The following is a 22,842-nucleotide window of genomic DNA, read 5'->3' as shown; positions in this document are numbered from 1 at the left end:
GATACGGTGGGAGGTCGACCTATCTGGAGACGTGATGAGCCCGACAGCCCCTGCCGACTGGTACCCCGATCCGCACGGACGCCACGAACTGCGATGGTTCGACGGTTCGGGGTGGACCGACCATGTGTGCTCGAACGGCCAACAAGGGATCGACCCCCAGCCGGTCGCTGCCGTTCCGTTCGCAGAAGTGAACGCTCAAGGCGGTGCGACGGTTCCGCGGGCGGATCTGTCGGCGGAACGGTTTGAAAAGTCGTTGGCGAAGGTCGGCCTCGATGCCGGTGACGCGGGCGGATGCACCGGACACCTGATGACCGAATCCGTTCTCGTCGTCAGCCAGAAGGCGAAGTTCGTCGAGCTCACCAACGAATATGCCGTGTTGAACCAGGCGGGAGCGCAGGTGGGAGCGGTTCGCGAGATCGGCCAGTCGACCGCTCGAAAGGTGCTGCGGTTTGCGACCAACGTCGATCAGTTCCTCACCCACCGCTATGAGGTCGTCGACATGGCCGGCAACATCATCTTTTCGATGGTGCGACCAGCGAAGTTCCTGAAGTCGAAGGTGCAGGTGAGCGACGCGATGGGAACGCCGATCGGCGAGATCGTTCAGGAGAATGCGCTCGGCAAGATCCACTTTGGGCTCAATGTCGAGGGCCAACGTCTCGGGTCGATCAATGCGGAGAACTGGCGGGCATGGAATTTCAACATCCAGGACGCCGGCGGCGCCGAGATCGCCCGGATCACCAAGACCTTCTCGGGGCTGGCGAGAGCCACGTTCACCTCGGCGGACAACTACGTCGTTCAGATCGACCCGACGTTGCAGGGGCCGTTGCGCGTGATGGCGGTGGCCGCAGCGGTCAGCGTCGACACGGCCCTCAAGCAAGACAGCAGATAGTGCCCGGCAAGCGTCGTTCCGGCAGCGGTGCCCGGTAGCGGTGCCCGGTAGCGTCGGCCCCATGTTGAACGTGGAGGTGTTGCGGGGCGACCTGGTCGAGAGCGTGCATCGAATCCGAGCGTGCGCGGTCGACAGGGCTGGTGTGGTGATCGGCGAGGCGAAGCCGGCCGATGCCGATTGGCCGATCTTCATGCGTTCGGCGGCCAAGCCGTTTCAGGCGGCCCCGGCCGCGGCGGCCGGGGTCATCGAGGAACTCGGGCTGACCGACGAACACTTGGCGGTCGCCTGTGCTTCCCACGACGGCTCGGCCTATCCCGTCGGGTTGGTGCGCGAAATTCTTTCAGCCGCCCGTCTCGACGAGTTCGCGGTGCATACCGGCGACGACGGTCAAGGTGGATTGGTGCGGCATCAATGTTCAGGAAACCATGCGTTGGCACTGGCGTTCTGCGTCGTAGCCGGGTGGCCGGTGGACGGGTACCTCGAGTTGGATCACCCCGTGCAACGGGCGATGAATGAGTCCGTCGCCGCGGCGTGTGGCGTGTCGCCCGTGCTCGCAGCCGACAACTGCGGCATGCCCACCCATCGCGTGCCGCTTTCCGCAGTGGCCCGGGCGTTTGGTCGCCTCGCTGGCGACGATGCCGGACTCGATGGCCTGGGTCGTGTCGTCGAAGCGATGCGCCAGCATCCCTACACCGTGCGACAGCGTGGGCAGATCGACAGCGAACTCATCGCGGCAAGTGGGGGAGCGGTCGTCGCCAAGGTGGCGGCCGAGGCGGGAGTGGGGGTCGGCACCAGCGATGGAGTCGGCCTTGCGGTGCGGGTCGAGGACGGATCGCCTCGGGCGTGGGGGGTGGCAACCATGGCGGTGCTGCGACGTTGGATTCCGGACGCTCCAGCGAACCCGGTGCTCGATTCGTTGGCCGCTCCCGTGCTTTTCGACGGCGCTCACCGGCCGGTCGGGTCGATGCGAGCCGTGTGGCGCGACTGAGCCCGCTGACGATCAGGCGGGGCCGCCGCAGATCTTGGGGAGCATCTCGCTGATCGATCCACGCACGATCACGTCGGCGAGCGGGTCCATATCGGTCTCGGTCCCGTTCACAATGACGACGCGCGCCCCGGCGTCCTTGGCGGCGGGAACGATTCCGGCGACCGGATAAACCGACAGGTTGGTCCCGACCGCGATGACGAGGTCCGCGTCCATCGCTGCGGCAAAGCTGCGATCGAGGTCGCGTTCGATGAGGTTCTGCCCGAAGCTGATCGTCGCGGACTTCAAGATCCCATCGCCGCACATGCGACAGTGTGGATCCCGGTCGCCGGAACGGATGCGCTCGAGGGTCTGCCCGGCGGGCTCGCGGGCCCCGCACGACAAGCAAACCACCTCGCGCATGGTCCCATGGATCTCGACGATGCGATCGGGGTCGACCCCGGAGTCGTGGTGGAGTCCGTCGACGTTCTGGGTGACGAGCAACAGCAGTTTCTTGCGGCGTTCGAGGTGGCGCACCGCGTCGTGGCCGCGGTTGGGGATCGCTCCCCACGCCGGATTGTCGATCCGCGCCTGCCAGGCGCGGACACGCACTTCGGGATCGGCAAGGTAGTACTCGATCGAGGACAGCTTCTCGGCATCGGGATTGCGGGTCCACACGCCTTTCGGCCCACGAAAGTCGGGGATTCCCGAGTCGGTGGAGATGCCAGCGCCGCTGAGCACGAGTATCCGCTCTGCTTGGTCGACGAGGAGCGTGGCATGTTCGATCGGGTCAGCGGAGGCGGTCGTCTCGCTCATCGGCACAACGTATCCGGTCGCCTTTCGATTTCCGGTGCGAGGGGGGAAACCCCCCACTGCGCCGAAGCGGTCCGACATGAGATGGTCAGACCCTTCCCCGTATCGCAGGAGACCTGCCTTCATCGATCAACGATCCAGGAGCCGTCATGGCACCCGCCACATCCACCATTTCACCCGCTGCACGCTCCGCCCAGCCGGCCCCCTCCGACCAGCCGGGCACTTCTGCCCAGCCGGACACTTCTGCTCAGCCCGGCGCTTCGGCGAGGCCGGACGGCTCCGAGGACCATCCGGCAGGTACCTCCCCGAGTGCCGAGGAGCGCCGTGTCGGCAGGACGGCAGCCAAGGCTTCGGAGGCCAAGGCCTCGGGGGTCAAGCGCCCTCCGTTCGAACGCACCCTCGAAGTGGTGCCGTGGCACGATGCCGAGGTGGAACGTACGGGGCATGATCCGCGCGGGGACTATGTGGAGCGGTTCTGGCTACCGATTCTCGGCCCCTCGACCACCTGGTTGGTCCGCCGCTTCGCACGCGGATTGATCGAACACCCCGGCGGCATCCGTGTCGACCTTGCCGAGACCGGCCTGGCGCTCGGCCTCGGCGACAACCTCGTCAAGAGCGCCGCGATTCAGCGCAGCCTGGTGCGGGCGTGCCAGTTCGGGTTGGCGGCGCGGGTGAGCGAACACCGCCTCGCGTTGCGAACGAGGTTCCCGGCGGTGAGCGCTCGACGAATCGAACACCTGCCGGACTCGCTTCAACTCGCACACGACCGGTGGTTCGACGCGTCGCGCACGCCCAACGCCGTGGCGAACGCGTTCCTGGCGGCCGACGCGCTCGCACGGGCCGGCGAACCGTTGGGTGTGGTCGAACGCCAACTCGTCGCGTGGAACATCCCGCCGGATATCGCCCGCGACGCGGCGCTCGAGGCCTTCGACCGCTGACGCCTCTGACACCGCTGACCCCGCTGACCCCGCCGCGGTCGCCGTTCGCCGCGGTCGCCGTTCTCCGATAACCAGCGGTCGTGATCACGACCACTGGTTATCGGAGAACGAGCGGGGTGGGCTGACGGGGCGCTGGCCTACGGAGCGAGAAGGCTTCGGACGGTGGTGACGATCGTGGAGAGGTCGTCGTCGGACAACTTCGGGTGCACCGGAAGCGACAGGACCTGTGAGGCGATTGCCGTCGCATTCGGAGTCTGCGCTGTGACGACTTGCGGGTGCGACCGGTAGCAGTCGTAATCGAACACGGTGCGGGGGTAGTAGACGCCCGCACCGACGCCGCGGCTGTTCAGTGCTTCCACCAACTCGTCTCGCGCGAGCGCCGCATCGGGGGTGATACGAACTGTGTACTGATGCCAGACGTGGTGGCGCCCAGCGTGGGCGATCGGCGTGAGCAGACCCGGAATCCCGCTGAGGCCCTCGGTCAGGACAGCGGCGTTTCGGTTCCGGCGATCGTTGATCGTGTCGAGGCGCTCAAGCTGGGGTATTCCCACTGCGGCCTGGAGGTCGGTCAGGCGATAGTTGTGCCCGGGAACCTCGTATTGGTAGCGGGCGCGCATCCCTTGATTGCGGAGAACTGCAATCCGGTCGGCCAACGCGTCGTCGTTGGTCGTCACGAGCCCGCCTTCGCCCGTCGTGACATTCTTGGTTCCGTACAACGAGAAGCAGCCGAGCCCGAACGAGCCGACCCGTCGCGTTCCGAGGGCTGCCCCATGACTTTGCGCTGAGTCCTCCACGATGTGCAGACCGTGTCTCCCGGCGACCGACGAGATCGCGTCCATGTCCGCTGGTTGACCGTACAGATGCACCGGCATGACGACCCTGGTGCGATCATTGATCAGCGACTCGATCGACGCAGGGTCGATGAGATAGTCGTCGCCGATGTCGGCAAACCGCGCAGTTGCACCCGCCTCCAGAATGGCATTGAGCGTCGCCACGAACGTGAACGGGGTCGTGATGACCTCATCTCCTGGTTGTAGCTGGAGACTTTCGAGGGCGACGACGAGCGCTGTTGTTCCGTTGTTGACCGCCAACGCGTGCTTCGTGCCCGCCATCTGGGCAGCGAGCCGTTCCAATTCGGCGACCTTCGGCCCAGAGGCGAGCATTCCGGAGCGAAGGACCTCGAGAACTAGCGTTTCGGCTTCCTCGGGGACGTCTACAGATGAAATCGGGATCACGACACGCTCCGTTTGGAAGAGATCAACATGACGGCGCTCGTCGGGCACCGGTGCGCTGAGGCGAGGCGATATTAGCTGTGGATTCCTATGTGTTTGGACGGGGGACGGCATCGATGAGGTAGTGCAAGCGCGCCGCTAGGCTCCGCACGTGGACATCGAGGAGAGCGTCGAAGGCAGGGGGGAAACGGGCGAGGCGGCCACGAGCGACGGCTCCGACGAAAGTCGAAATGGCCAAGCTGCCCGCCGTGACGGAACAGCCGATCATCGCCATCTCGGTAGGTCAGCGACGCGCTTAGCGGGTTCGCCGTGGCTCTTCCCCCTGGTTGCCTTGATGCTCGTCATCGTGTTGGGTTCGTGCAAGGTGTCGTTCTCATCGGTGGGGATGTATGCCGAGGCGACGGGCCGTGACGCCGCCGACACGGGCGCTGTTTTTGGCCAGCCCCGCGGCATTCGTAGCGACGAGTGGTACGTGCGTACCCCTTGGGTCGTGCGCCAGGCCGCGAACGGGTTCTCGACCTCTGTCATTGCCGGTGTAGGAAACCATGAAGTTGCGTTGATCTCCGAGCTTCCAGTGAGCTCATGGCAGACGTTCTCCTCGCCCGCATCGTTGTACTACCGGGTCTTCGACGTGGAGCGGGCCGTCGCGTTCGAGTGGATGAGCTGGTTGGCGCTTCAGTCGGTGGGCGTTTACGCGCTGCTCTACGCGATCACTCGAAGAGTCGGGCTGTCGGCCTTCGGCGGGCTGTTGATGCTGCTGAGCCCCATTTCCCAATGGTGGACGGTGTGTGCCACCTACACGGTGATCGGTTGGGCTTGCCTGAGTGCTAGCGCGCTGATCTGGTCGGCACGCGCACAACGGCCTGCGCGGCGCTATGGCCTGAGTGTTGCCAGCGGTGCGGCGTTGGCGTGCGCCACCGCCTCGATGTATTTGCCGTGGGTGATTGCCGCGGTGGTCGTGCTCGTACCTGTCGTGGTCGCAACGCTGTGGGCCGATGCGTCGGAACTGGGGACTGTCCGACTGCGCCTGAGGCGTATCGGCCCGCCAGCGATCATCGCCGGAGTCATCGCGATCGCGGTCTTCGGTTCCGTGCTCGTGTCGTACAGGGGAGTTGCCGACGCGATGGCGGCCACGATCTATCCCGGTGACCGAACGAGCGTTGAAGGCGGAGGCATGCCCGCGGCCTCGGCGTTGGGGGCCCCATTGGACTGGTTCGCGTCCGCCCCAGCGGCTGCGACCATCAATGGGAACAATCAGTCGGAAAACTCATCCGGACTCTTCTTGTTGTTGCCCGCGGCGTTGGCGTTGTTCGCAATACGTCAGGCCGCGTCTGAGCGGCGCAGGGTCGTTGATTCGTTGCCACTGTGGGCCTCCGGTGCCACGGCCGTAGTCGCTGCGGCGTGGGTTTGGCTTCCCCTGCCCCCATGGTTGGGTTCAATCGTGGGGTTCAACCGCATTCCTCCCGCACGGATGCTGCTAATGGCCACGTTGGCCGGAATCGTCTTCTTCGTTCTTGTCCTCGCCGAGATGGATCGGTGCAACCGGCGCCTCAGCACCGGTTCGGCGGTGTTCGTCGGGGCGGTGTTCGCTGCGGTTCACGGTTGGGCTGCGGGAACCTACACCGTCGATGGCCTGCGCCCCGACCTGCGGATCGCGGCAGTACTCATCTTTGTCGTGAGCGCGGGCGTCGCTTTGTCTGTGAGCAAGGCCCGCCAGGTTGGGTTGTCGCTGATCTTGGCGTTCTCGTTCGTCCTTGCAGCACGGATCAACCCGGTTCAAGTCGGCCTCGGCGCGTTGTTGGATAACGACCTGCGCTCCGTGATGGAAGACATCGGTGGCGGCGACCCAGCGGACAGCTGGGCGGTGTTCTCACTCGATGCCAGAGTTCGCGGCATTGTTCATTCGGTCAGCGTTCCGAACGTGAGTGGCGTGAGCGTGTATCCGGTTGTCGATGCCTGGGACGTGCTCGACCCCGAGGACGATGACGCTTCACAGTGGAATCGATTTGCGATTGTTTCGCTCGTAGAGGCCGATTCTGAGGGCGAAGAAATAGCGTTCTCGGTGCCGGCTCCGGACTCGGTCTGGGTTCACATCAGCCCGTGCGATGAGCGGTTGCGTGACCTGTCGGTGCGTTACGTCGTGGTTCCTTCATCGTCGACGGCGACCTGTGGCACAACGATCGATTCGGTGGCGCTCGCCGGCGAGCGCTTCGTAGGTCGTGATCTCGGTGACTGATCGGACCGGTGTGGCAGGTCAGCTGAAGCTCAATCTGGCGGCGCTGGTGGCGCTGACGGCGCAGCGAAGGTCGTAGTGACCGCCCGGTTGAGGAGCGCGATCGCGATGGCAACCGTGCACACAGCGCCGGCGACCATCGCGAGTTCGACCCGGAGAAATAAGTCATCCGATGCAAAGGCCGCGACGAGAACAAAGGCGACAACTCCCACGCCCCATGGCCACCCGGCATGGTGGTGGTCGTGCACCGCGATCTGAATCTGGTTGATCGTGAGCACACACATCATCGTGAGGCTCGCGAACGTCAACAGCCCCATGTCGCGTGCGCCGAGAACGGCGAAATCGGGCCCGAAGAGCAATCGGACGGCCAGTGGTCCGAGAGCGGCCGACACGATCGTGGCGACGACCGTAGCTGCGAAGACCGCACCGAGCAGCCAGCTGGTGGTCCGTCGGAACTCGACCTCGTCGCGGTTGGTGGCGAGGCGCGAGAGTCGGGGCAGCAGGACCGCCTGAATCGCCTGCGACAGAAATAGCGGCACCCGCGAAATCGACAGCCCGCTCAGGAACACCCCCGCACTCGTGCTCTCTTGGCTGCTCGACAGCACTTCGACCGCGAGCGTTCCCATATTGAGCAGCGTCTGGCTGAGTGTGGCGGTAATCAGTAGCAACCCGATTGCCCTGATGACCGCGCCCCACTGCGGGATGGGTCCAGGGTCGGTCGCCCGCACACCGCCGCGCGTCAGTGGGGCGGCCCCTCCCACGAATCCGCCGGCGACGAGAACGGCGACGAAGACCGAAGGGTTGCGGCCACCTGCCAGCCAGAAGATCACGGCCGGAAGCGACTTCGTCAAGCCGTCGGCGACGAAGAGGACGGCGAATCCGTAGAAGCGCCCGGAGCCTGCGAGTAGTCCGCGCACAAAGAACATGAACCCGATGCCGGCGATGCCGACGACGAGCGCAATGACAAAGGAGCGCTCCCCTCGAAAGAAGCCTTCAGCGATCGGTCCAGCGGCGATGGCTCCGATGAGGATCACGCAGGCGACGAGCGCTGCGGCGACGACGGCGTTGCGTCGTACGACCTCGCTGTAGCCGAGGCCGAGTGACCGGTTGGCGGAGACGGCGCGGGCGAGTTCCTGTTCGAACGGCTGAAACAACCCCGTTGCCACGAGGAACAACATCGTCCAAAGCACGGACAGCGGCGCGAACTCCGCAGGGCCGAGGGACCGTCCGGCCGCGGCGAGGAATACGTACGCCGCCAGACCGTTGAACGCCAGCCCGATAGCGGTCGCTGACTGTCCCGAGCGAATCAGACCGCCCAGTTGAGCGGCCCTGCGCTGGGCCACCTCAGCTCTCCGCAGAGGTGATACTTGCGCGCAGGGCCCCGAGTGCAAGGTGCGGCTCAAGAAGGCTCTCCCGCACGGCCGTGAGGTCGTGGTCGCCGGCGACCACGTCGAGGAATTCGTCGAGCTGCGCGGCGAGCGGTTCGCGTTGGAACCTGAGGACGGGGATGTCGATGACGGTCTGTTGGCGGTATCCGAGTCCGGTGCGGTCATCGGATGCGGCGTGTTCGACGTGGCGGTAGATGGTGATGTCCTGGCGGAGCAGGTCGAGTTCGATCTGGCGGTCGAGTTCGGTGATCACCAGCGTCCGTACTTTGCGTTGAGCGACGCGGCTCGCTGACGCAGTCGCCAGTCGGCCGGCACCGAAATCGAGGATGGCTTCGGCGATGTCCTCGGAACCGGGATCGCTATCGGGGTGTACCTCTCCCAGCTGGCCACGCTGCAACGTGGGGCGCGTGCCGAACAAACGGATGAGTGCATCGAGGTCGTGAATGAGCAGGTCCGAGGCCACACCGGTGCGAATTCGGGTGACATAGGGGGAGTGGCGAGCCGCGGCGGCGTGGACCGGTGCCTCGACGAATTCCATGGCCGTGCGGATGACGGGATTGAAACGTTCGAGGAACCCGCACATGAGCGGTATATCGCCAGCGGCGGCGGAATCGACGATCTGCATCGTGTCCGCAAGGGTGTCCGCCAACGGCTTTTCGACGAGGAGCGCTTTGCCAGCGTCGATTGCAGCGAGGGCCAACGCCGGATGGGTCTCGGTCGATGAGGCGATGATGACGGCGTCGACGGAGTTGAATTCCATTTCCGGGACCCAACGAGTGGTGAAGCGGGCTGCAGCGTTTCGCCCGCTCGTCTCGTTGCGATCGCAGATCCACGTCAGCTCGCAACGGAGCGATTCGGAAATGACCCGTGCGTGAAGCGTTCCCATCATGCCCGCTCCGACCAAGCCGATTCGGACTCGGGAAGCGGAGCTGGAAGTTGGCTGGGAAGGGGTCACGCTCGGCTCCAGTTCGTTCGTTGCGCGGAAGCCGATGCACCCTACCGCGTCGGTTGTGCGCGGCCATGCCTTCGTCGTGTCGTCGGCGGGCTGGGCTATGGCCTCGTCGGCTGAAGCTCGATGTCGAAACCGACGATCGTGACGTACGGGATGTGCTGTTCGGCCGACAGAGCTCGGGCGGGTCGAAGCGTCGGCATCGCTTGTGGCAGCTCGGAAGTCACGGGAGCCGGAGGATCAGCTTGTGGCGGCTGATGCCTTGGCCGCGCCAACGTGCACAGAGCGCCGTCGTAACCCACTTGCATGTACACACGGAGTATCGTCGCTGATCGGAACTCCCTCAGAGTGTCGCAGCCCTCGCGGCGGTACCGAGATGCCAAGGAACGATATGACACACAACATCGCGCTCGGTCGGCCGACGGTCGGGCCCGAGGAACTCGCTGCTGTAGCGGCTGTGTTCGAATCCGGCTGGCTTGCGGGCCAGGGTCCAACCACCAAGGTGTTCGAGGGGCGTTTTGCCGAGCGAATCGGCGTCTCACACGCGATGGCGGTCAACAACTGCACGGCTGGACTGCACCTCGCCCTCGGGGCGCTTGGTGTCGGTCCGGGCGATGAGGTGATCTGCGCCGATTACACCTACCCGGCCACGTCACATTCGGTCGCGTTCACCGGGGCGACCCCCCGGTTCGCCGACGTGCACCGAGACACAGCCTTGATCGACCCCGACTCGGTTGCTTCGTTGATCGGTGAGAAGACGGTCGGGGTAATAGCGGTCGACACGTTCGGTCAATGTGCCGAGTACGCCGAACTACGTGAACTCACCAAGAGGCACGGTCTGTTCCTCGTCGAAGACGCCGCGTGTGCCGCCGGAGCGACGTATCGCGGTATCCCTGCCGGCCACAGTGAACTCGCGGATATCGCTGCGTTCAGCCTTCACGGGCGCAAGGGCATCACGTCGGGGGAAGGGGGCGTGGTCACGACCTCTCGCTCCGATCTCGCTGCGTTCGTCGCCAAAAACCTTTGTTTCGGCGTCGAGTCTGCTTTGTCGCGCGCTGGAAACAACGATCTTGCGGTGCCACAGTTCACCGAGATTGGCTACAACTACAAGTTGTCCGACATCGCCTCGGCGATCGCCAACGTGCAACTCGATCGGCTTGATGACCTGGTGGCTACCCGCCAACGGATCGCTACGCAGTACATCGAGTTGTTGGGGTCGAATGAATTGCTGACGATGCCGGTTGAGCTTGCAGAGCGAACCCATCCGTGGCAGTCATTTGTCGTGACGTTGGCACCACATGTCCAGCGGGGCTCGGTTGCTCAGGCGCTTCGTGACCAGGGCATTGGTTGTAACATCGGCACATTCGCGTGCCACGTACAGCCGGTGTACGGATCGAGTGATGTTTGCCCGGTTTCCGCAGACATCTTCGAACATCATCTGGCGATTCCGATGCACGCGGAGCTTTCCGAATCCGACGTTGCGATCGTCGCTGAAGCGCTCGCGGCGGCGGTCGCCGCCGCGGTGTAGGCGGGACCCAGACCCAGCGCAATTGCTGACTCCTCCGACACCCGCGTGAATCGAAACGATTCAACAACCTCCCAAGGACACAACATCCAATGACCTCTGAACAAAAGACCGTGCTCGTCACCGGCGGCGCCGGGTTCATCGGGATGCACCTTCTCCCGTTGCTGTTGGAGCGCGGGTATCGCGTCCGGGTGATGGACTCGATGACCCACCGGGCGAACCGGGACGAACTTGAGGCGCTCGTCGCCGAAGGCAACGTCGAACTGTTCGAGCAGGACGTTCGTTATGGCGGTGCGGTTCAACGTGCGGTGGCGGGATGCGACAGCGTGATCCACCTCGCAGCGGTGTCGATCAACAAGAGCATCGCCGATCCCGATGAGAGCATCGACATCAACATGGTCGGAAACCACAACGTGATTGCGTCGGCGGCAAACGCTGGTGTTCGTCGGCTGGTGTTCGCATCGAGCGCCTCGGTCTACGGCGATCCGCCCAGCCTCCCAATGGCCGAGGATGGTCCGCTCAACCCGCTCACGCCGTATTGCATCAGCAAGCTGGCTGGTGAGCATCTGTGCAGGTTTTACGAGAACCAACAGAACCTGTCCTGGGCGGCACTTCGGTTCTTCAACGTGTACGGCGAAGGTCAAAAGACGAGCGCCTACTACACCTCGGTGATCAACCACTTCGTGAAGCGGATCAGCAATGGCGAACCGCCGATCATCGACGGCGCTGGTGAGCAATCGATGGACTTCATCCATGTGAAGGACATTGCACGGGCGATCGTTGCCGCTCTCGAAGCGGACCACGTGAACCAGCCGGTCAATGTGGGTACCGGCGTGCAGACCTCCGTCGCCAAGCTCGCCCAGGTGCTGATCGACGCGGTTGGGGTCGACGTGGCTCCGGAGTTCAACCCGCGCAAGGTTCTGGTGAGCCGTCGTGCCGCTGACATCACACGTGCCCGTGAACTGCTGGGCTGGGAGCCGACCATCACGGTCGAAGATGGGATGACCGCACTAGCGCGAGCAGCGATCGGGTGAGCGAACCGGCACACCCGTATCACCCGAGTGTCTGGCTCTCGGGTGACCCGACCATTGGCGAAGGCACCTGGATCGGGGCCTTCTGTGTGATCGATGGTTCGGGCGGCCTGGAGATTGGGAGGGGGTGCGACGTCTCGTCAGGGGTGCAGATCTACACCCATTCATCGGCGAAACGTTGCGTCTCCGGTAGGGCGTACCCGGAGGTTGAACGCGCCCCAACCACGATCGGAGACCACGTCTTCATCGGTGCGGGATCGATCATCAACATGGGGGTCACCATCGGTTCGAGTTCGGTGATCGGTGCCGGCTCCGTTGTGACGAAGGACATCGAGCCATTGAGCGTGGTTGCCGGCGTCCCCGCTCGTGTGATCGGCCGCGTGCACCTCGACGGCAACGACGTCGCATTTGAGATGTTCAGCGCGCCTGTCGATACTGTCGAGCCAAGCTTCGACGCAGTGAAATCGGAACGCTCATGAAGATCGCGGTCGTCAATAACTTCTTCCCTCCACGCGTTGGCGGGAGCTCCCATCTGTCGGCGTTGCTTGCCCGTGAGTACGCCAGGGTCGGCCATGAGGTGCTGGTGATCACGGCCGCGTATGGCGGCGCTCCGGCCGATGAGGAGCGCAATGGATACCGGATCATTCGACTGCCCGCGGCCAAGCTGCCGAACCTCGGCCTGTCGATCAGCTTCGACATGTCGTTCGCGTTCCGCCCGTCGAACATGCGCCGCGTGAACAGACTGCTGGACGAGTTTCGGCCTGACGTGATCCACCAGCACGGTCAGTTCTTCGATCTGACGTGGATGAGTGGCCGCTGGGCGGCGAAGAACAAGGTGCCGGCGTTGTTGAGCGTGCACACGCGCCTGGAGAATCCCAATCGGGTCTATGCATTGGTGTTCGCAGCGATCGACTACTTCTGGGTCCGACCGATCCTGGCGAGCTATTCCCCATCGATGGTGGTCATGGATCGCTTGATGGATGCCTACATCCGATCTCGTTACGCCGTGACCGAAACGCAGTTGGTCGACATCCCCGTCGGGATCGAACTCGAGCGGTTCAAGCGACGCGGCGACGGTGACAGGATTCGAGAACGCCACGGACTTGTAGGCAAACCGGTCATCGTGTCGGTCGGTCACGTCATCCCGCTACGCGATCGCCGATTGCTCGTTGAAGCGCTTCCAGGGGTGCTGCGCCAGCACCCCGATACGATGTTGCTGGTTGTCGGGGCGGTCCATGACGATTCGTTCCTTCGCGTCGCCGAGGAACTCGGGGTTGGCGATCACATCATCTGCGCAGGTGCGGTGCCGGCTCCGGAGGTGCCCGATTACCTCGCCGCAGGCGATCTCGAGGCGCACGACCTGCAAGGTTACGGTCTGGGTACGGCGAGCCTGGAAGCAATGCTGTCCGGCACACCGGTTGTGGCCGCAATCCGTTCGGACAATTTCCGTGGTATCAGCCTGGTGAACGGCGACAACATCGTGTTGGTGTCAGAGGGACGACCCGCTGAATTGTGCGGTGCGATCAGCCAGATTCTGAGCGATCCTGTCGGCGCGGCTGCGATTGGCCGTCGCCAAATCGAGCTGATCGAGTCATCGTTCAGTATCGAAGCGGTGAGTAACAAACACCTTGAAGTGTTCGAGCGCCTTATCCATGGCGTTTCGGAATCGACCATGCCCCCAAGCGATCGGATCGTCGACCTGTCCGACATCGAATCGAACGGGACGAGTCGCTACCCGGTGGATCGACGCGAGCCCTCAGCAGGGCTGTAACAGGGACACCAATCATCCGATTCGACCTGGCCGGTGTCTGGAAGGCTCAGTGGGCGCCAACGGCCTGGTTGAACCAGTCGAAGGCTGCCTGAAGTTCTGGCGCCATTACGTCGGAATCGAGCTCGATCTCCGATACGAATGCGGTGTGGAGCGCTTCGACGACGTTAGGGGCGATCCCCGCTCGCGACATGCCGACCCGGTTGGCTCCTTTCACCCGGGCGGGTGATCCGTACGCGATTGAGAAAGGCGGGATTGGACGGGTCACCACCGAATTCATCCCGATCATCGCCCCGGCGCCAACCACCATGAACTGGTGTAGCACTGACGCAAGCCCCAAGTTGGCGCCATCGCCAATCCGGCTGTGCCCTCCGATCATCACCGAACATGCCACCGTGACGTCGTTGCCGAGCTGAGCGTCATGAGGAACGTGGGCTTTATCCATGATGAAGCAGCGGTCACCGATCTTCGTCTGATCGCTCAACGAGGCCTGTATGGCAACGAACTCATGGATGATGTTGTCGTCGCCGATGGTGATCGCTGGACCGGGGCCTGGCTTATCCCACAGCGGCGGATGGGGATTTCCCTTTGATTCGCCGGGGGTGCCGATGACCACGTGAGGACCGATCCAGTTCCCGTTGCCGAGCACGGTGGGCCCGTAGAGAACCGCGTGAGGACCGACGATGTTGTCCTCGCCGAGTTCGACACCGGGGCCGATGATGGCTGTTGAGTGGATCTGGTTCATGCGGGCAGACTCTACGTCGTACGGTCTTGGACTTGGTTGAAGGTCGCTCCGAGGGTGGGTCGGCTCCACAACTGGTGCGGCGTTAGCGGGCCCGCGTCTCCAGGAGTTCGATCAGGGTGCGTACCCCGAATCCGGTGCCGCCCCGCGCAACCTCATCGGACGCGGCCTCGGTGAACGCGGGGCCGGCGATGTCGAGATGGGCCCAGGCGATGTCGTCGCCGACGAACTCCTTGAGGAACAACCCGGCGGTCAGCGTTCCCCCGTATTGGCCGCCGATGTTCTTGATGTCGGCGATCGGGGAGTCGATCAGCTTGCGGTACTCGGCGGGCAAGGGCAGGTGCCAGACCTTCTCACCGGCACGTTCGGCAGCGGTCTTCAATGCTTCGATCAATTCGTCGTCGGTTCCCATGAGTCCGGCGATCTGGTCGCCGAGCGCCACCATGCAGGCTCCGGTGAGCGTGGCGAGGTCGATGATGGTGCGGTGGCCGTCGTCGGAGGCGATCGAGAGCGCGTCGCCGAGCACGAGTCGACCCTCGGCGTCGGTATTGAGGACCTCAACGGTCGTACCGTTGTGGGCCCGGTAGATGTCGCCGGGCCGCGTCGCGTCGGGTCCGGGCATATTGTCGGTGAGCGGCGTGTAGCTGGTGACCGGAACGCCGACTCCGAGGGCCGGTAGGGCCACCATGGTCGCCACGACGGCGGCGGCCCCGGCCATGTCGCACTTCATCGTCATCATCCCGGCGACGGGCTTGATGCTTAGTCCGCCCGAGTCGAACGTGATCCCCTTGCCGACCAGCCCGACCGAGGGGCGCTTGCGCGCCGCGGCGGTGGCGGGGTTGTAGGTGAGTTTGACGAATCTGGGCTCTTCGACCGAGCCGCGGTTGACCGCCAGGAGCCCGCCGAGGCCTTTGGCGGCGATCTGCTTGGCGGTCAGCACCTCGACCTTGAGCCCCGCCGCGGAGGCTCGTTCTTTCACCCGTTGGGCGAACACGGTCGGGGTCAGGGTGCCCCCCGGCTCGTTGACGAGGTCGCGGGCCCAGTTCACCGAATCGGAGATCGCAATCGCTCGAGTGAGCCCGGCCTTGCCGCCCGGGGCGACGAGGGTGACCGTCGCGACGTACGGGGTGTCGGAGGCCGCCTTGTACTCGGTGAACCGATATGCGCCGAGTGCTGCGCCCTCGCCGGCTGCCTGCACGACCGCTTCGAGGTCGAGCGATGCCGATGTAGCGAGCACCCCCAGGTCCACGGCGACCGACGCGTGACCGCTGAGTTCGCGTACGGCGTTGGCCGTTGCCTTGCGTATTGCGGTGGGATTGACCTCGCCAGATGCGCCGAGGCCCACAAGTCGAATGACGGTGCCCTCAGAGGTGACGGTGGCTGATTGCCCGGCCTCACCCTTGAACGAGAGGCGCTTCAGTAGCGCAGCGTCGACGCCGGCGGCATCGAGTGCGTCGCTCGGGACGAGACGTGCGACCACCGCCGTGCGGGTGCTGAGTGTGCGGGCGTGCTTGAGCGTGGTCACGTTGCTCCTTGGGGGTGCGTCGGTGGGTGTCGGTGGGGAAGGGGTGAATACGAATGGGTTTGTCAGGCTGCCACTAGATGGAGCGAACGGTGAGCGCCGAGCCCTCCTGCCAACGCGCCAGCATCCAGAGAAGGTCGGACAGGCGGTTGAGGTAGCCGGTCGCGTGCGAGCCGGGGTCGTCGATGGCGACCGCGGAGCGTTCCGCGCGACGGCACACCGTTCGGGCGACGTCGAGCGCGGCCGACACGACGTCGCCTCCCGGGACGACGAATTCCGTCGGTGGTTCAAAACGGGTGGCGGTGGAATCGATCAGTTGCTCCAGAGCGGTGACCATCTCGGCGGTGACCGAGGTCCGCCCAGGCGTGAGCTTGCCCCGGTTGTCGCTTCCGGTCGCCAGGTCGGCCATCACGACCCACAGGTCGCGCTGCACCCCGATGAGGATCCGGTCGAGTTCCGCGACGTCGTGAACGCCCAGTTGCACGGCATGGGCCCTGGCCAGACCGATGGCCGATTGGGTCTCGTCGACGTCGCCGTAGGCCTGCGGTCGCGGAGAGTCCTTGGGCACCCGGCCACCGAAATACAGCCCCGTGGTGCCGTCGTCGCCCTTTCGGGTGTAGATCTGCATCGCTGCGACCCTACCCGCCGACACGCCGCGGGCGGTGCCGCTGCTGGCGCCGGGTACGACGGCTGCTGGCTGTCGGCCGCGGTCGTCGAGCGCGGGAATCAGCTGGCTTTTTCAATTGTTGACCAATTCACTAGGATTTCGTGCCGCTCGCGGGGGCGTTCCCCCATCCGGGCGTCGCGTACTTCGCAAAGAGAGCTGCCATGCCATCGTTTCGTGATTTGTTGAACAGCACCAAGGGTGAGATCGTCGAGGTCTCGACGTCGGAGGCGGAGGAACTCCGCGACGCCGGTGCCATCGTGTTGGATGTCCGCGAGGCCGACGAATTCGAGCAGGGGTCGATTCCCGGGGCGATCTTCATCCCCCGCGGCAACCTTGAGTCGAACATCGAGAACCGCATCAGCGACAAGGACGCCAAGATCGTGGTGCACTGCGCCGGTGGTGTCCGCTCGGCGTTCGCCGCCAAGACGCTGGCCGAACTCGGATACCGCGACGTCGTGTCGATGGCGGGTGGGTTCAACAAGTGGAAGGACGAGGGCCGCGAGTGGAGTGCGCCCAAGGTGCTGACCCCCGAGCAACGCAACCGGTACCAACGCCATCTGCTCGTCCCCGAGGTGGGCGAAGAGGGTCAACAGAAGCTGCTCGGTGCCAAGGTGTTTCTGCTCGGCGCCGGTGGCCTCGGTTCGCCGGCGGCGCTGTATCTGGCGGCCGCTGGTGTCGGGACGATCGGCATCGTCGACATGGACGTCGTCGACGCCTCCAACCTGCAACGCCAGATCGTTCACAACACCGATCGCATCGGCATGCGCAAGGTCGATTCAGCCCGCGAAACCATCGAGAAACTGAACCCGGACGTGAAGGTCATCACCTATGACCAACGCCTCGATGCCTCCAACATCGAAGAGATCATCTCGGGCTACGACATCATCGTCGACGGCGCCGACAACTTCCCGGTTCGCTACATGCTCAACGACGCGTCGGTGAAGCTCGGCATCCCGGTGGTGCACGGGTCGATCTTCCGCTTCGAGGGGCAGGTCACGGTGTTTCACCCACTCGAGGGCCCGACCTACCGCGACATGTTGCCCTCACCGCCCCCGCCGGAGATGGCGCCGAGCTGCGCCGAGGCGGGTGTGCTCGGTGCGCTGCCCGGCATCATCGGTGTCGTGCAGGCGATCGAGACCCTCAAACTGATCCTGGGCGTCGGCGATCCGCTGATCGGCCGCTATCTCACCTTCGACGCGCTCGACATGGAGTTTCGCGAATACAAGATCCGCAAGGACCCGAACAACGCGATCACTTGGGAGAACCGCGACCAGATCCAGGTGGTCGAACTCGAAGGGTTGTGCTCGCCAGCACCGTTGGTGCCGCCCGCGGCCTGAGGTCCGCCGACCCTGGCGGCAGCCGACCCTGAGGTCCGCCGCCACGGTGGTGCGCCGCTCGCTAGCGCACCACCGTGTGGCAGCCGATGAACGTCGCCGGGTTGCCCGGTCCGACGTTGAGTGCGTAGGCGCAGATGTCGTTTCGGCCGCGGTTGATCGGCATCAGCGAGAAGAACAGTCGATTGGTCCCGTGGCTCGGAAACCGCCCGGCGAGTTGGTCCCACGGATACATGGCCCCGGCGAGGTGCGCCATGCGACCGTTGTTGAAGAACAGCACCCCGATCGTGTCGGTCGTGTCGGGGTCGAGGGCCCACCCGACCAAGAGCGCGGAGTTCTGGTGACGGCCTGCGATAAGGAACTCGCCTACCGGATCCGGGTTGTAGCCGACGCTTCGGCAACCGAGACCGACGTTGGAAGAGCCGGCGCCGACGTTGATCGCGTAGGTGCAGATCGTGTGTCGACCGGAATCGGCGGGCACGACGATGTCGAAACCGGAGTTCGTCGGCGCTGCCGGTACGAGTGGTGCGAGGTCCGGACGTGGGGTTCCGGTCGTCGCGACGTGACCGACGCCATCGACGTAGACGTGGATGGGTATCGGTTGAGTCGTGTTGGGATCGAATGCCCAGCCCCTGACGAGATATCCGCCGGAAACGGCGGTGACCGCCTCGACGTTGCCGACCGGGTTGTTCGCCGCAGCGATCGTGGTGCATCCCAGCGATCGCCGTGCCCCATACGTCGTTTCTTCGACGTAGACACATATCGAGTTGTCCCCGTCGGCGAGCGGAATGTCGAGCGCGAAGCCTGCAGTGCGGGTTGCTGCAGGGAAGAGTGCGGAGACATCGGCACGGGCGCCTGATGTCACGGTGGACGCGACCTTGGATCCATTGCGGAACGCCGACACCTTCACGTTGTCGGACGACCGGACGTCGACGCCCCATCCGGCGGCGCGTACGGTGTCGGCCCGTGAGCGGACCCAATGGTCCACCGTTCCGTTGCTGACGGCGGCGCGAGCGGCGGCGAATGATCGGATCAAGCCCAGCTGGCCTTGGATCATGCCAGGACAGCTGGTGGTCCCGACATCGCGATGCCCCACGATGGTCGGCAGCGTGACGACCTGGCCGGGGACGAACTTGTTTGACTCGTTGCCCGTCACCGTGGTCGTCGCGTTCGCGTCGACGCCGTGGAGCGCGAACTTCCATCCGATGACGGCTCCGACGGCTGCGATCGCCGCGTCCGATGCTGCGGACGATGTGTAGTTGCCGAGCACGCTGACGCCGACCGAGCCGGTGTTGACACCGCTTGCGTGCGCTCCGACGACGGCCGCTCCGATGCCGCCGGCGCGCCCCTCCCAGATCCGACCGAACTTGTCGACGAGAAAGTTGTATCCGATGTCGTTCCACCCCTGTGAACGCTGGTGGTAGGTCTGGATCCCGGCGATGATCGATGGCACCTGTTCGGGGGTGTAGTCGTTGGACCCGGCGGTGTGATGAACGATCGCCATCTTGACGGCGGGTGCCGTTGTCGGCGACGACGCAGGAGGTGCCGCACCCCATTCGGATCGGCCGTGGATCGCAGGGCCGTCGTGGGGCGCCGCGGCGGCCCCCGCCTGGTCCTGCTGGAGGACCGGCACCATCACGGTCCTGGTTCGGATCAGGTGGACCGTTGCGTCCCTCACGCCTCGACGGGCTCGGACCCGGTATCCGTTCGCGTCCCCGACCCAGAACGGCTCGCTGAATCGCTCGTCCCCGGTGACCTGCTCTGCCGCGACCGCTTCTGTCGAGCCGTCGTCCGGGCCCAGATCCGGTTCGGCTCCGACGTTGCCGAGGCTCATCCAGCCGCTGGCAGTGTGAACCTCGATGGCCGGCGGTGTCTCCGAGGAGCCGGTCCAACTCACGCCGATCGTCGAGAACGGCTCGATTTCGACGACCTCGGCACCGAATTCGACTGGAACCTTGTCGAGATCTCCTCGGGTGGTCGCGGCGAGCGCCGGAGTGGGGGCGATTCCGAGGAGCGTCGCGATGAGGGCGACGCACACGAGTACGGGCACGGGTCGAAGCGAGTTCCGCATCGCGATGACGGTAGCGGCGTTCGGTGGGGAAGCGGCCGCGCCCGTCCCGGTGCCAGGCGACACCTTTCTGCTCACTCGCCTCTGGACGGGTGTCCTGCTAGACCATTATCCCTGTGAAGGGTCTGATACTTTCCGGCGGCGCGGGAACCCGGCTGCGTCCGATTACCCATACGAGCGCCAAGCAACTCGTTCCGGTCGCCAACAAGCCGATTCTGTTCTACGGCATTGAGGACATGGTCGAGGCCGGGATTACCGAGATCGGCATCATTACCGGCGAAACGGGAGCCGAGGTCCGCGAGGCGGTCGGTGACGGATCGCAGTTCGGGGCCAACGTCACCTACATCCCCCAGGACGAGCCGCTCGGCCTCGCTCACTGCGTGCTGATCGCTAAGGATTTTCTCGGCGACGACGACTTCGTGATGTATCTCGGCGACAACATGTTGCAGCAGGGACTCGTCGAGTTTGTCGCCCGGTTCAACGACGACAAGCGCGCCGCCAACGAGCCGACCCTCGACGGCTCGGTCGTGCCACCGGCCGCACAGATTCTTCTGTGCGAGGTTCCCGACCCGCATCGGTTCGGAATCGCCGCGGTCGACGACGAGGGTCGGGTCGTCCGCCTGGTCGAGAAACCGGCCGATCCGCCCTCCAACCTGGCGCTCGTCGGCGTCTACCTCTTCACCAAGCTCATCCACGACGCGGTCGCCGCAATCGAGCCGTCGCCTCGTGGGGAACTCGAGATCACCGACGCCATCCAGTGGCTCATCGAATCGGGCCAACGTGTTCGCCACGACCTGCTCGAGGGGTGGTGGCTCGACACCGGCAAGAAGGACCCGCTCCTCGAATCGAATCGACGTGTCCTCGAGGAACTCGAGCCCAGCATCGAGGGCGAGGTCGACGACGCGTCGGAAATCGACGGTCGCGTGAGTATCGAAGCGGGCGCGAAGCTCATCAACAGTCATGTGCGCGGCCCGGCGATCATCGGTGCTGGCACGGTGCTGACGAATGCGTATGTCGGGCCGTTCACCTCCGTCGCTGCCAACTGCACGATCACCGATTCTGAGATCGAGAACTCGGTGGTTCTCGACAACGCCGTCATCGAGAACGTGCCGCGCCTGGTCGACTCGCTGCTCGGCCGCAACACCACCGTTCACCGCACCGCGCAGCGTCCCAAGGCAACCCGCCTGATGATCGGCGACGACTGCACCATCGACCTGGAGTAATCACCTCATGGCAACCGTGACCGAGTCCGACGTGATTAAGGGCGTCTACGTCGTCGAACCCACCAAATTCGGCGACGAGCGCGGCTATTTCATCGAGACCTACCGCCGCGAGTGGTTCCCCCAGGGCCGCGAAATGATCCAGGGCAACCGTGGAAATCGCATCGCCGGGTGCCTCGTCGGTCTCCACTACCACCTGCACCAGGCCGACTACTGGTACGTCCCGTTCGGCCACGCCCGCGTCGTATTGCACGACCTTCGCCAGGGGTCGCCCACCGATGGCGCAACCCTGCAGTTCGACCTCGGCGAGGTGGATGGCGGCGAGAACAACCACCTCGGTATCTTCATCCCGCCGGGCGTCGCCCACGGGTTCGCCTCGATCACCGACATGGCGATCACCTACCTCGTCGACGGGTATTACAACCCGAAAGACGAATGCGGTGTGGCGTGGAATGACCCGGCGGTCGAGGCCGACTGGGGGGTCGCCGATCCGATTCTGTCGCAGCGCGACCAGCAGAACCCGCTGCGCAGCGAACTCGACCCCATGTTCCAACCTCACTATTCGCTCCGTACCTGAGGGATCCTCACGTGAAGCTTTTCGTCACCGGTGCCGCCGGTTTCATCGGTTCCAACTTCGCCCGCCACATCCTGACCACCTCCGATGATGAGGTCGTCGTCTTCGACGCGTTGACCTATGCGGGCAATCGCGAGAGCCTCGCCGACCTTGAGGGCAATCCGCGGTTCAGCTTCGTGCACGGCAACATCTGTGACCGCGATGCGGTCCGCGACGCGATGCAGGGATGCGACCAGGTGGTGCACTTCGCCGCAGAGAGCCACGTCGATCGCTCGCTGCTCGACCCCGACGTATTCGTGCGGACCAATTGCGACGGCACCAACGTGATGTGCGACATCGCGACACAACTCGGTGTCGAGCGGTTCCTGCACATCTCCACCGACGAGGTGTACGGCTCGATCGAGGAGGGCAGCTTCGTCGAGGGGGATCCGCTGATGCCGCGCTCGCCGTACTCTGCGGCCAAGGCCGGCTCGGATCTCATCGCCATGGCCTATCACGAGACCTACGAACTTCCGGTGGTTATCACTCGAAGCTCAAATCAGTTCGGCCCGTATCAGTTCCCCGAGAAGATCATCCCGTTCTTCGTGACGACGCTGCTTGAGGGCGGCAAGGTGCCGTTGTACGGCGACGGACTCAACGTCCGCGACTGGTTGTTTGTGCTCGACAACTGCCGCGGGGTCGAGACGGTGCTGCGCAAGGGAACCGTCGGCGAGGTGTACAACATCGGTGCCGGCAACGAGAAGACCAACCGGGAGATCACCGACATCATCCTCGCCGCGCTCGGCAAGGACGAGAGCTCGGTGAACTACGTCGAGGACCGTAAGGGGCACGATCGCCGGTACTCCATCGCCACCGACAAGGTCGCTGAGCTCGGTTGGGCTCCGCAGGTCACCTTCGAAGAGGCGATCGAACTGACGGTCCAGTGGTACGTCGACAACCGAGCGTGGTGGGCGCCGCTGCGCGAGCGGGTGAGGAACCGGTAGCC

At 64.5% G+C, this 22,842-nt stretch carries 20 protein-coding genes; 12 read left to right on the top strand and 8 right to left on the bottom strand.

Annotated features, from left to right (window positions below; genetic code table 11):
• The first annotated feature begins 34 nt into the window (after window positions 1-34).
• Both M9952_13085 and M9952_13080 read left to right on the top strand, forming a co-directional pair.
• A complete protein-coding gene (locus M9952_13085) occupies window positions 35-889 on the top strand; it encodes a DUF2510 domain-containing protein (protein MCO5313858.1) in 855 nt (284 codons plus the stop codon).
• A gap of 61 nt (window positions 890-950) precedes the next feature.
• The gene (locus M9952_13080) at window positions 951-1,877 is read left to right on the top strand and encodes an asparaginase (protein ID MCO5313857.1); all 927 of its coding nucleotides are present in this window, start codon (window positions 951-953) and stop codon (window positions 1,875-1,877) included.
• A gap of 12 nt (window positions 1,878-1,889) precedes the next feature.
• Here M9952_13080 and M9952_13075 read toward each other — a convergent pair whose 3' ends face one another.
• Window positions 1,890-2,669, bottom strand: a complete 780-nt coding sequence (locus tag M9952_13075) for a Sir2 family NAD-dependent protein deacetylase (GenBank protein MCO5313856.1) — start codon at window positions 2,667-2,669, stop codon at window positions 1,890-1,892.
• 146 nt (window positions 2,670-2,815) lie between these two features.
• Between M9952_13075 and M9952_13070 the strand changes: the two genes are divergently transcribed.
• Window positions 2,816-3,604 carry a hypothetical protein gene (locus M9952_13070; GenBank protein MCO5313855.1) on the top strand — a complete coding sequence of 263 codons (789 nt, stop codon included), beginning with the start codon at window positions 2,816-2,818 and terminating at the stop codon, window positions 3,602-3,604.
• Between the two features lie 137 nt (window positions 3,605-3,741).
• Here the strand turns inward: M9952_13070 and M9952_13065 are convergent, their stop codons facing one another.
• Window positions 3,742-4,839 carry a DegT/DnrJ/EryC1/StrS family aminotransferase gene (locus M9952_13065; protein MCO5313854.1) on the bottom strand — a complete coding sequence of 366 codons (1,098 nt, stop codon included), beginning with the start codon at window positions 4,837-4,839 and terminating at the stop codon, window positions 3,742-3,744.
• A gap of 331 nt (window positions 4,840-5,170) precedes the next feature.
• Between M9952_13065 and M9952_13060 the strand changes: the two genes are divergently transcribed.
• Window positions 5,171-7,072: a hypothetical protein gene (locus tag M9952_13060; GenBank protein ID MCO5313853.1), complete on the top strand. Its 1,902-nt coding sequence runs from the start codon at window positions 5,171-5,173 to the stop codon at window positions 7,070-7,072.
• A gap of 29 nt (window positions 7,073-7,101) precedes the next feature.
• Here M9952_13060 and M9952_13055 read toward each other — a convergent pair whose 3' ends face one another.
• Window positions 7,102-8,412 carry a hypothetical protein gene (locus M9952_13055; protein MCO5313852.1) on the bottom strand — a complete coding sequence of 437 codons (1,311 nt, stop codon included), beginning with the start codon at window positions 8,410-8,412 and terminating at the stop codon, window positions 7,102-7,104.
• Window position 8,413: 1 nt separating this feature from the next.
• Window positions 8,414-9,346 carry a Gfo/Idh/MocA family oxidoreductase gene (locus M9952_13050; protein MCO5313851.1) on the bottom strand — a complete coding sequence of 311 codons (933 nt, stop codon included), beginning with the start codon at window positions 9,344-9,346 and terminating at the stop codon, window positions 8,414-8,416.
• A 451-nt stretch (window positions 9,347-9,797) separates the two neighbouring features.
• On the opposite strand from M9952_13050, the gene M9952_13045 reads away from it, so the two are divergent.
• From M9952_13045 to M9952_13030, 4 genes are all read left to right on the top strand, one after another.
• The gene (locus tag M9952_13045; GenBank protein ID MCO5313850.1) at window positions 9,798-10,934 is read left to right on the top strand and encodes a DegT/DnrJ/EryC1/StrS family aminotransferase; all 1,137 of its coding nucleotides are present in this window, start codon (window positions 9,798-9,800) and stop codon (window positions 10,932-10,934) included.
• An 89-nt stretch (window positions 10,935-11,023) separates the two neighbouring features.
• Window positions 11,024-11,965: an NAD-dependent epimerase/dehydratase family protein gene (locus M9952_13040; protein ID MCO5313849.1), complete on the top strand. Its 942-nt coding sequence runs from the start codon at window positions 11,024-11,026 to the stop codon at window positions 11,963-11,965.
• A complete protein-coding gene (locus M9952_13035) occupies window positions 11,962-12,441 on the top strand; it encodes an acyltransferase (protein ID MCO5313848.1) in 480 nt (159 codons plus the stop codon). The genes M9952_13040 and M9952_13035 overlap by 4 nt, the downstream gene beginning before the upstream one ends.
• A complete protein-coding gene (locus tag M9952_13030) occupies window positions 12,438-13,733 on the top strand; it encodes a glycosyltransferase family 4 protein (protein MCO5313847.1) in 1,296 nt (431 codons plus the stop codon). Before M9952_13035 ends, M9952_13030 begins: the two co-directional genes overlap by 4 nt.
• Before the next feature lie 46 nt (window positions 13,734-13,779).
• Here the strand turns inward: M9952_13030 and M9952_13025 are convergent, their stop codons facing one another.
• From M9952_13025 to M9952_13015, 3 genes are all read right to left on the bottom strand, one after another.
• Window positions 13,780-14,475, bottom strand: a complete 696-nt coding sequence (locus M9952_13025; protein ID MCO5313846.1) for a hypothetical protein — start codon at window positions 14,473-14,475, stop codon at window positions 13,780-13,782.
• 82 nt (window positions 14,476-14,557) lie between these two features.
• Window positions 14,558-15,997 carry a leucyl aminopeptidase gene (locus M9952_13020; protein ID MCO5313845.1) on the bottom strand — a complete coding sequence of 480 codons (1,440 nt, stop codon included), beginning with the start codon at window positions 15,995-15,997 and terminating at the stop codon, window positions 14,558-14,560.
• 73 nt (window positions 15,998-16,070) lie between these two features.
• Complete coding sequence (locus tag M9952_13015) at window positions 16,071-16,622, bottom strand: cob(I)yrinic acid a,c-diamide adenosyltransferase (GenBank protein MCO5313844.1); 552 nt, start codon at window positions 16,620-16,622, stop codon at window positions 16,071-16,073.
• A gap of 200 nt (window positions 16,623-16,822) precedes the next feature.
• Between M9952_13015 and moeB the strand changes: the two genes are divergently transcribed.
• On the top strand, window positions 16,823-17,998 hold the full coding sequence (moeB, locus tag M9952_13010) for a molybdopterin-synthase adenylyltransferase MoeB (protein ID MCO5313843.1): 1,176 nt from the start codon (window positions 16,823-16,825) through the stop codon (window positions 17,996-17,998).
• A 61-nt stretch (window positions 17,999-18,059) separates the two neighbouring features.
• Here moeB and M9952_13005 read toward each other — a convergent pair whose 3' ends face one another.
• Window positions 18,060-20,066 carry an N-acetylmuramoyl-L-alanine amidase gene (locus M9952_13005; protein MCO5313842.1) on the bottom strand — a complete coding sequence of 669 codons (2,007 nt, stop codon included), beginning with the start codon at window positions 20,064-20,066 and terminating at the stop codon, window positions 18,060-18,062.
• A 113-nt stretch (window positions 20,067-20,179) separates the two neighbouring features.
• Between M9952_13005 and M9952_13000 the strand changes: the two genes are divergently transcribed.
• Genes M9952_13000 through rfbB form a run of 3 tightly spaced genes read left to right on the top strand, consistent with a single transcriptional unit; the run spans window position 20,180 to window position 22,840 of the window.
• Window positions 20,180-21,286 carry a glucose-1-phosphate thymidylyltransferase gene (locus M9952_13000; protein MCO5313841.1) on the top strand — a complete coding sequence of 369 codons (1,107 nt, stop codon included), beginning with the start codon at window positions 20,180-20,182 and terminating at the stop codon, window positions 21,284-21,286.
• Between the two features lie 7 nt (window positions 21,287-21,293).
• Window positions 21,294-21,860 (top strand): dTDP-4-dehydrorhamnose 3,5-epimerase family protein, encoded by a 567-nt coding sequence (locus M9952_12995; protein MCO5313840.1) that lies wholly within the window; start codon window positions 21,294-21,296, stop codon window positions 21,858-21,860.
• 11 nt (window positions 21,861-21,871) lie between these two features.
• A complete protein-coding gene (rfbB, locus tag M9952_12990) occupies window positions 21,872-22,840 on the top strand; it encodes a dTDP-glucose 4,6-dehydratase (GenBank protein MCO5313839.1) in 969 nt (322 codons plus the stop codon).
• Window positions 22,841-22,842 lie beyond the last annotated feature (2 nt).

This window comes from Microthrixaceae bacterium, from assembly GCA_023957975.1.
Classification (GTDB): domain Bacteria; phylum Actinomycetota; class Acidimicrobiia; order Acidimicrobiales; family Microtrichaceae; genus JAMLGM01.
The sequence above is the reverse complement of the archived record's forward strand: the minus strand, read 5'-3'. Positions and strand labels throughout refer to the sequence as shown.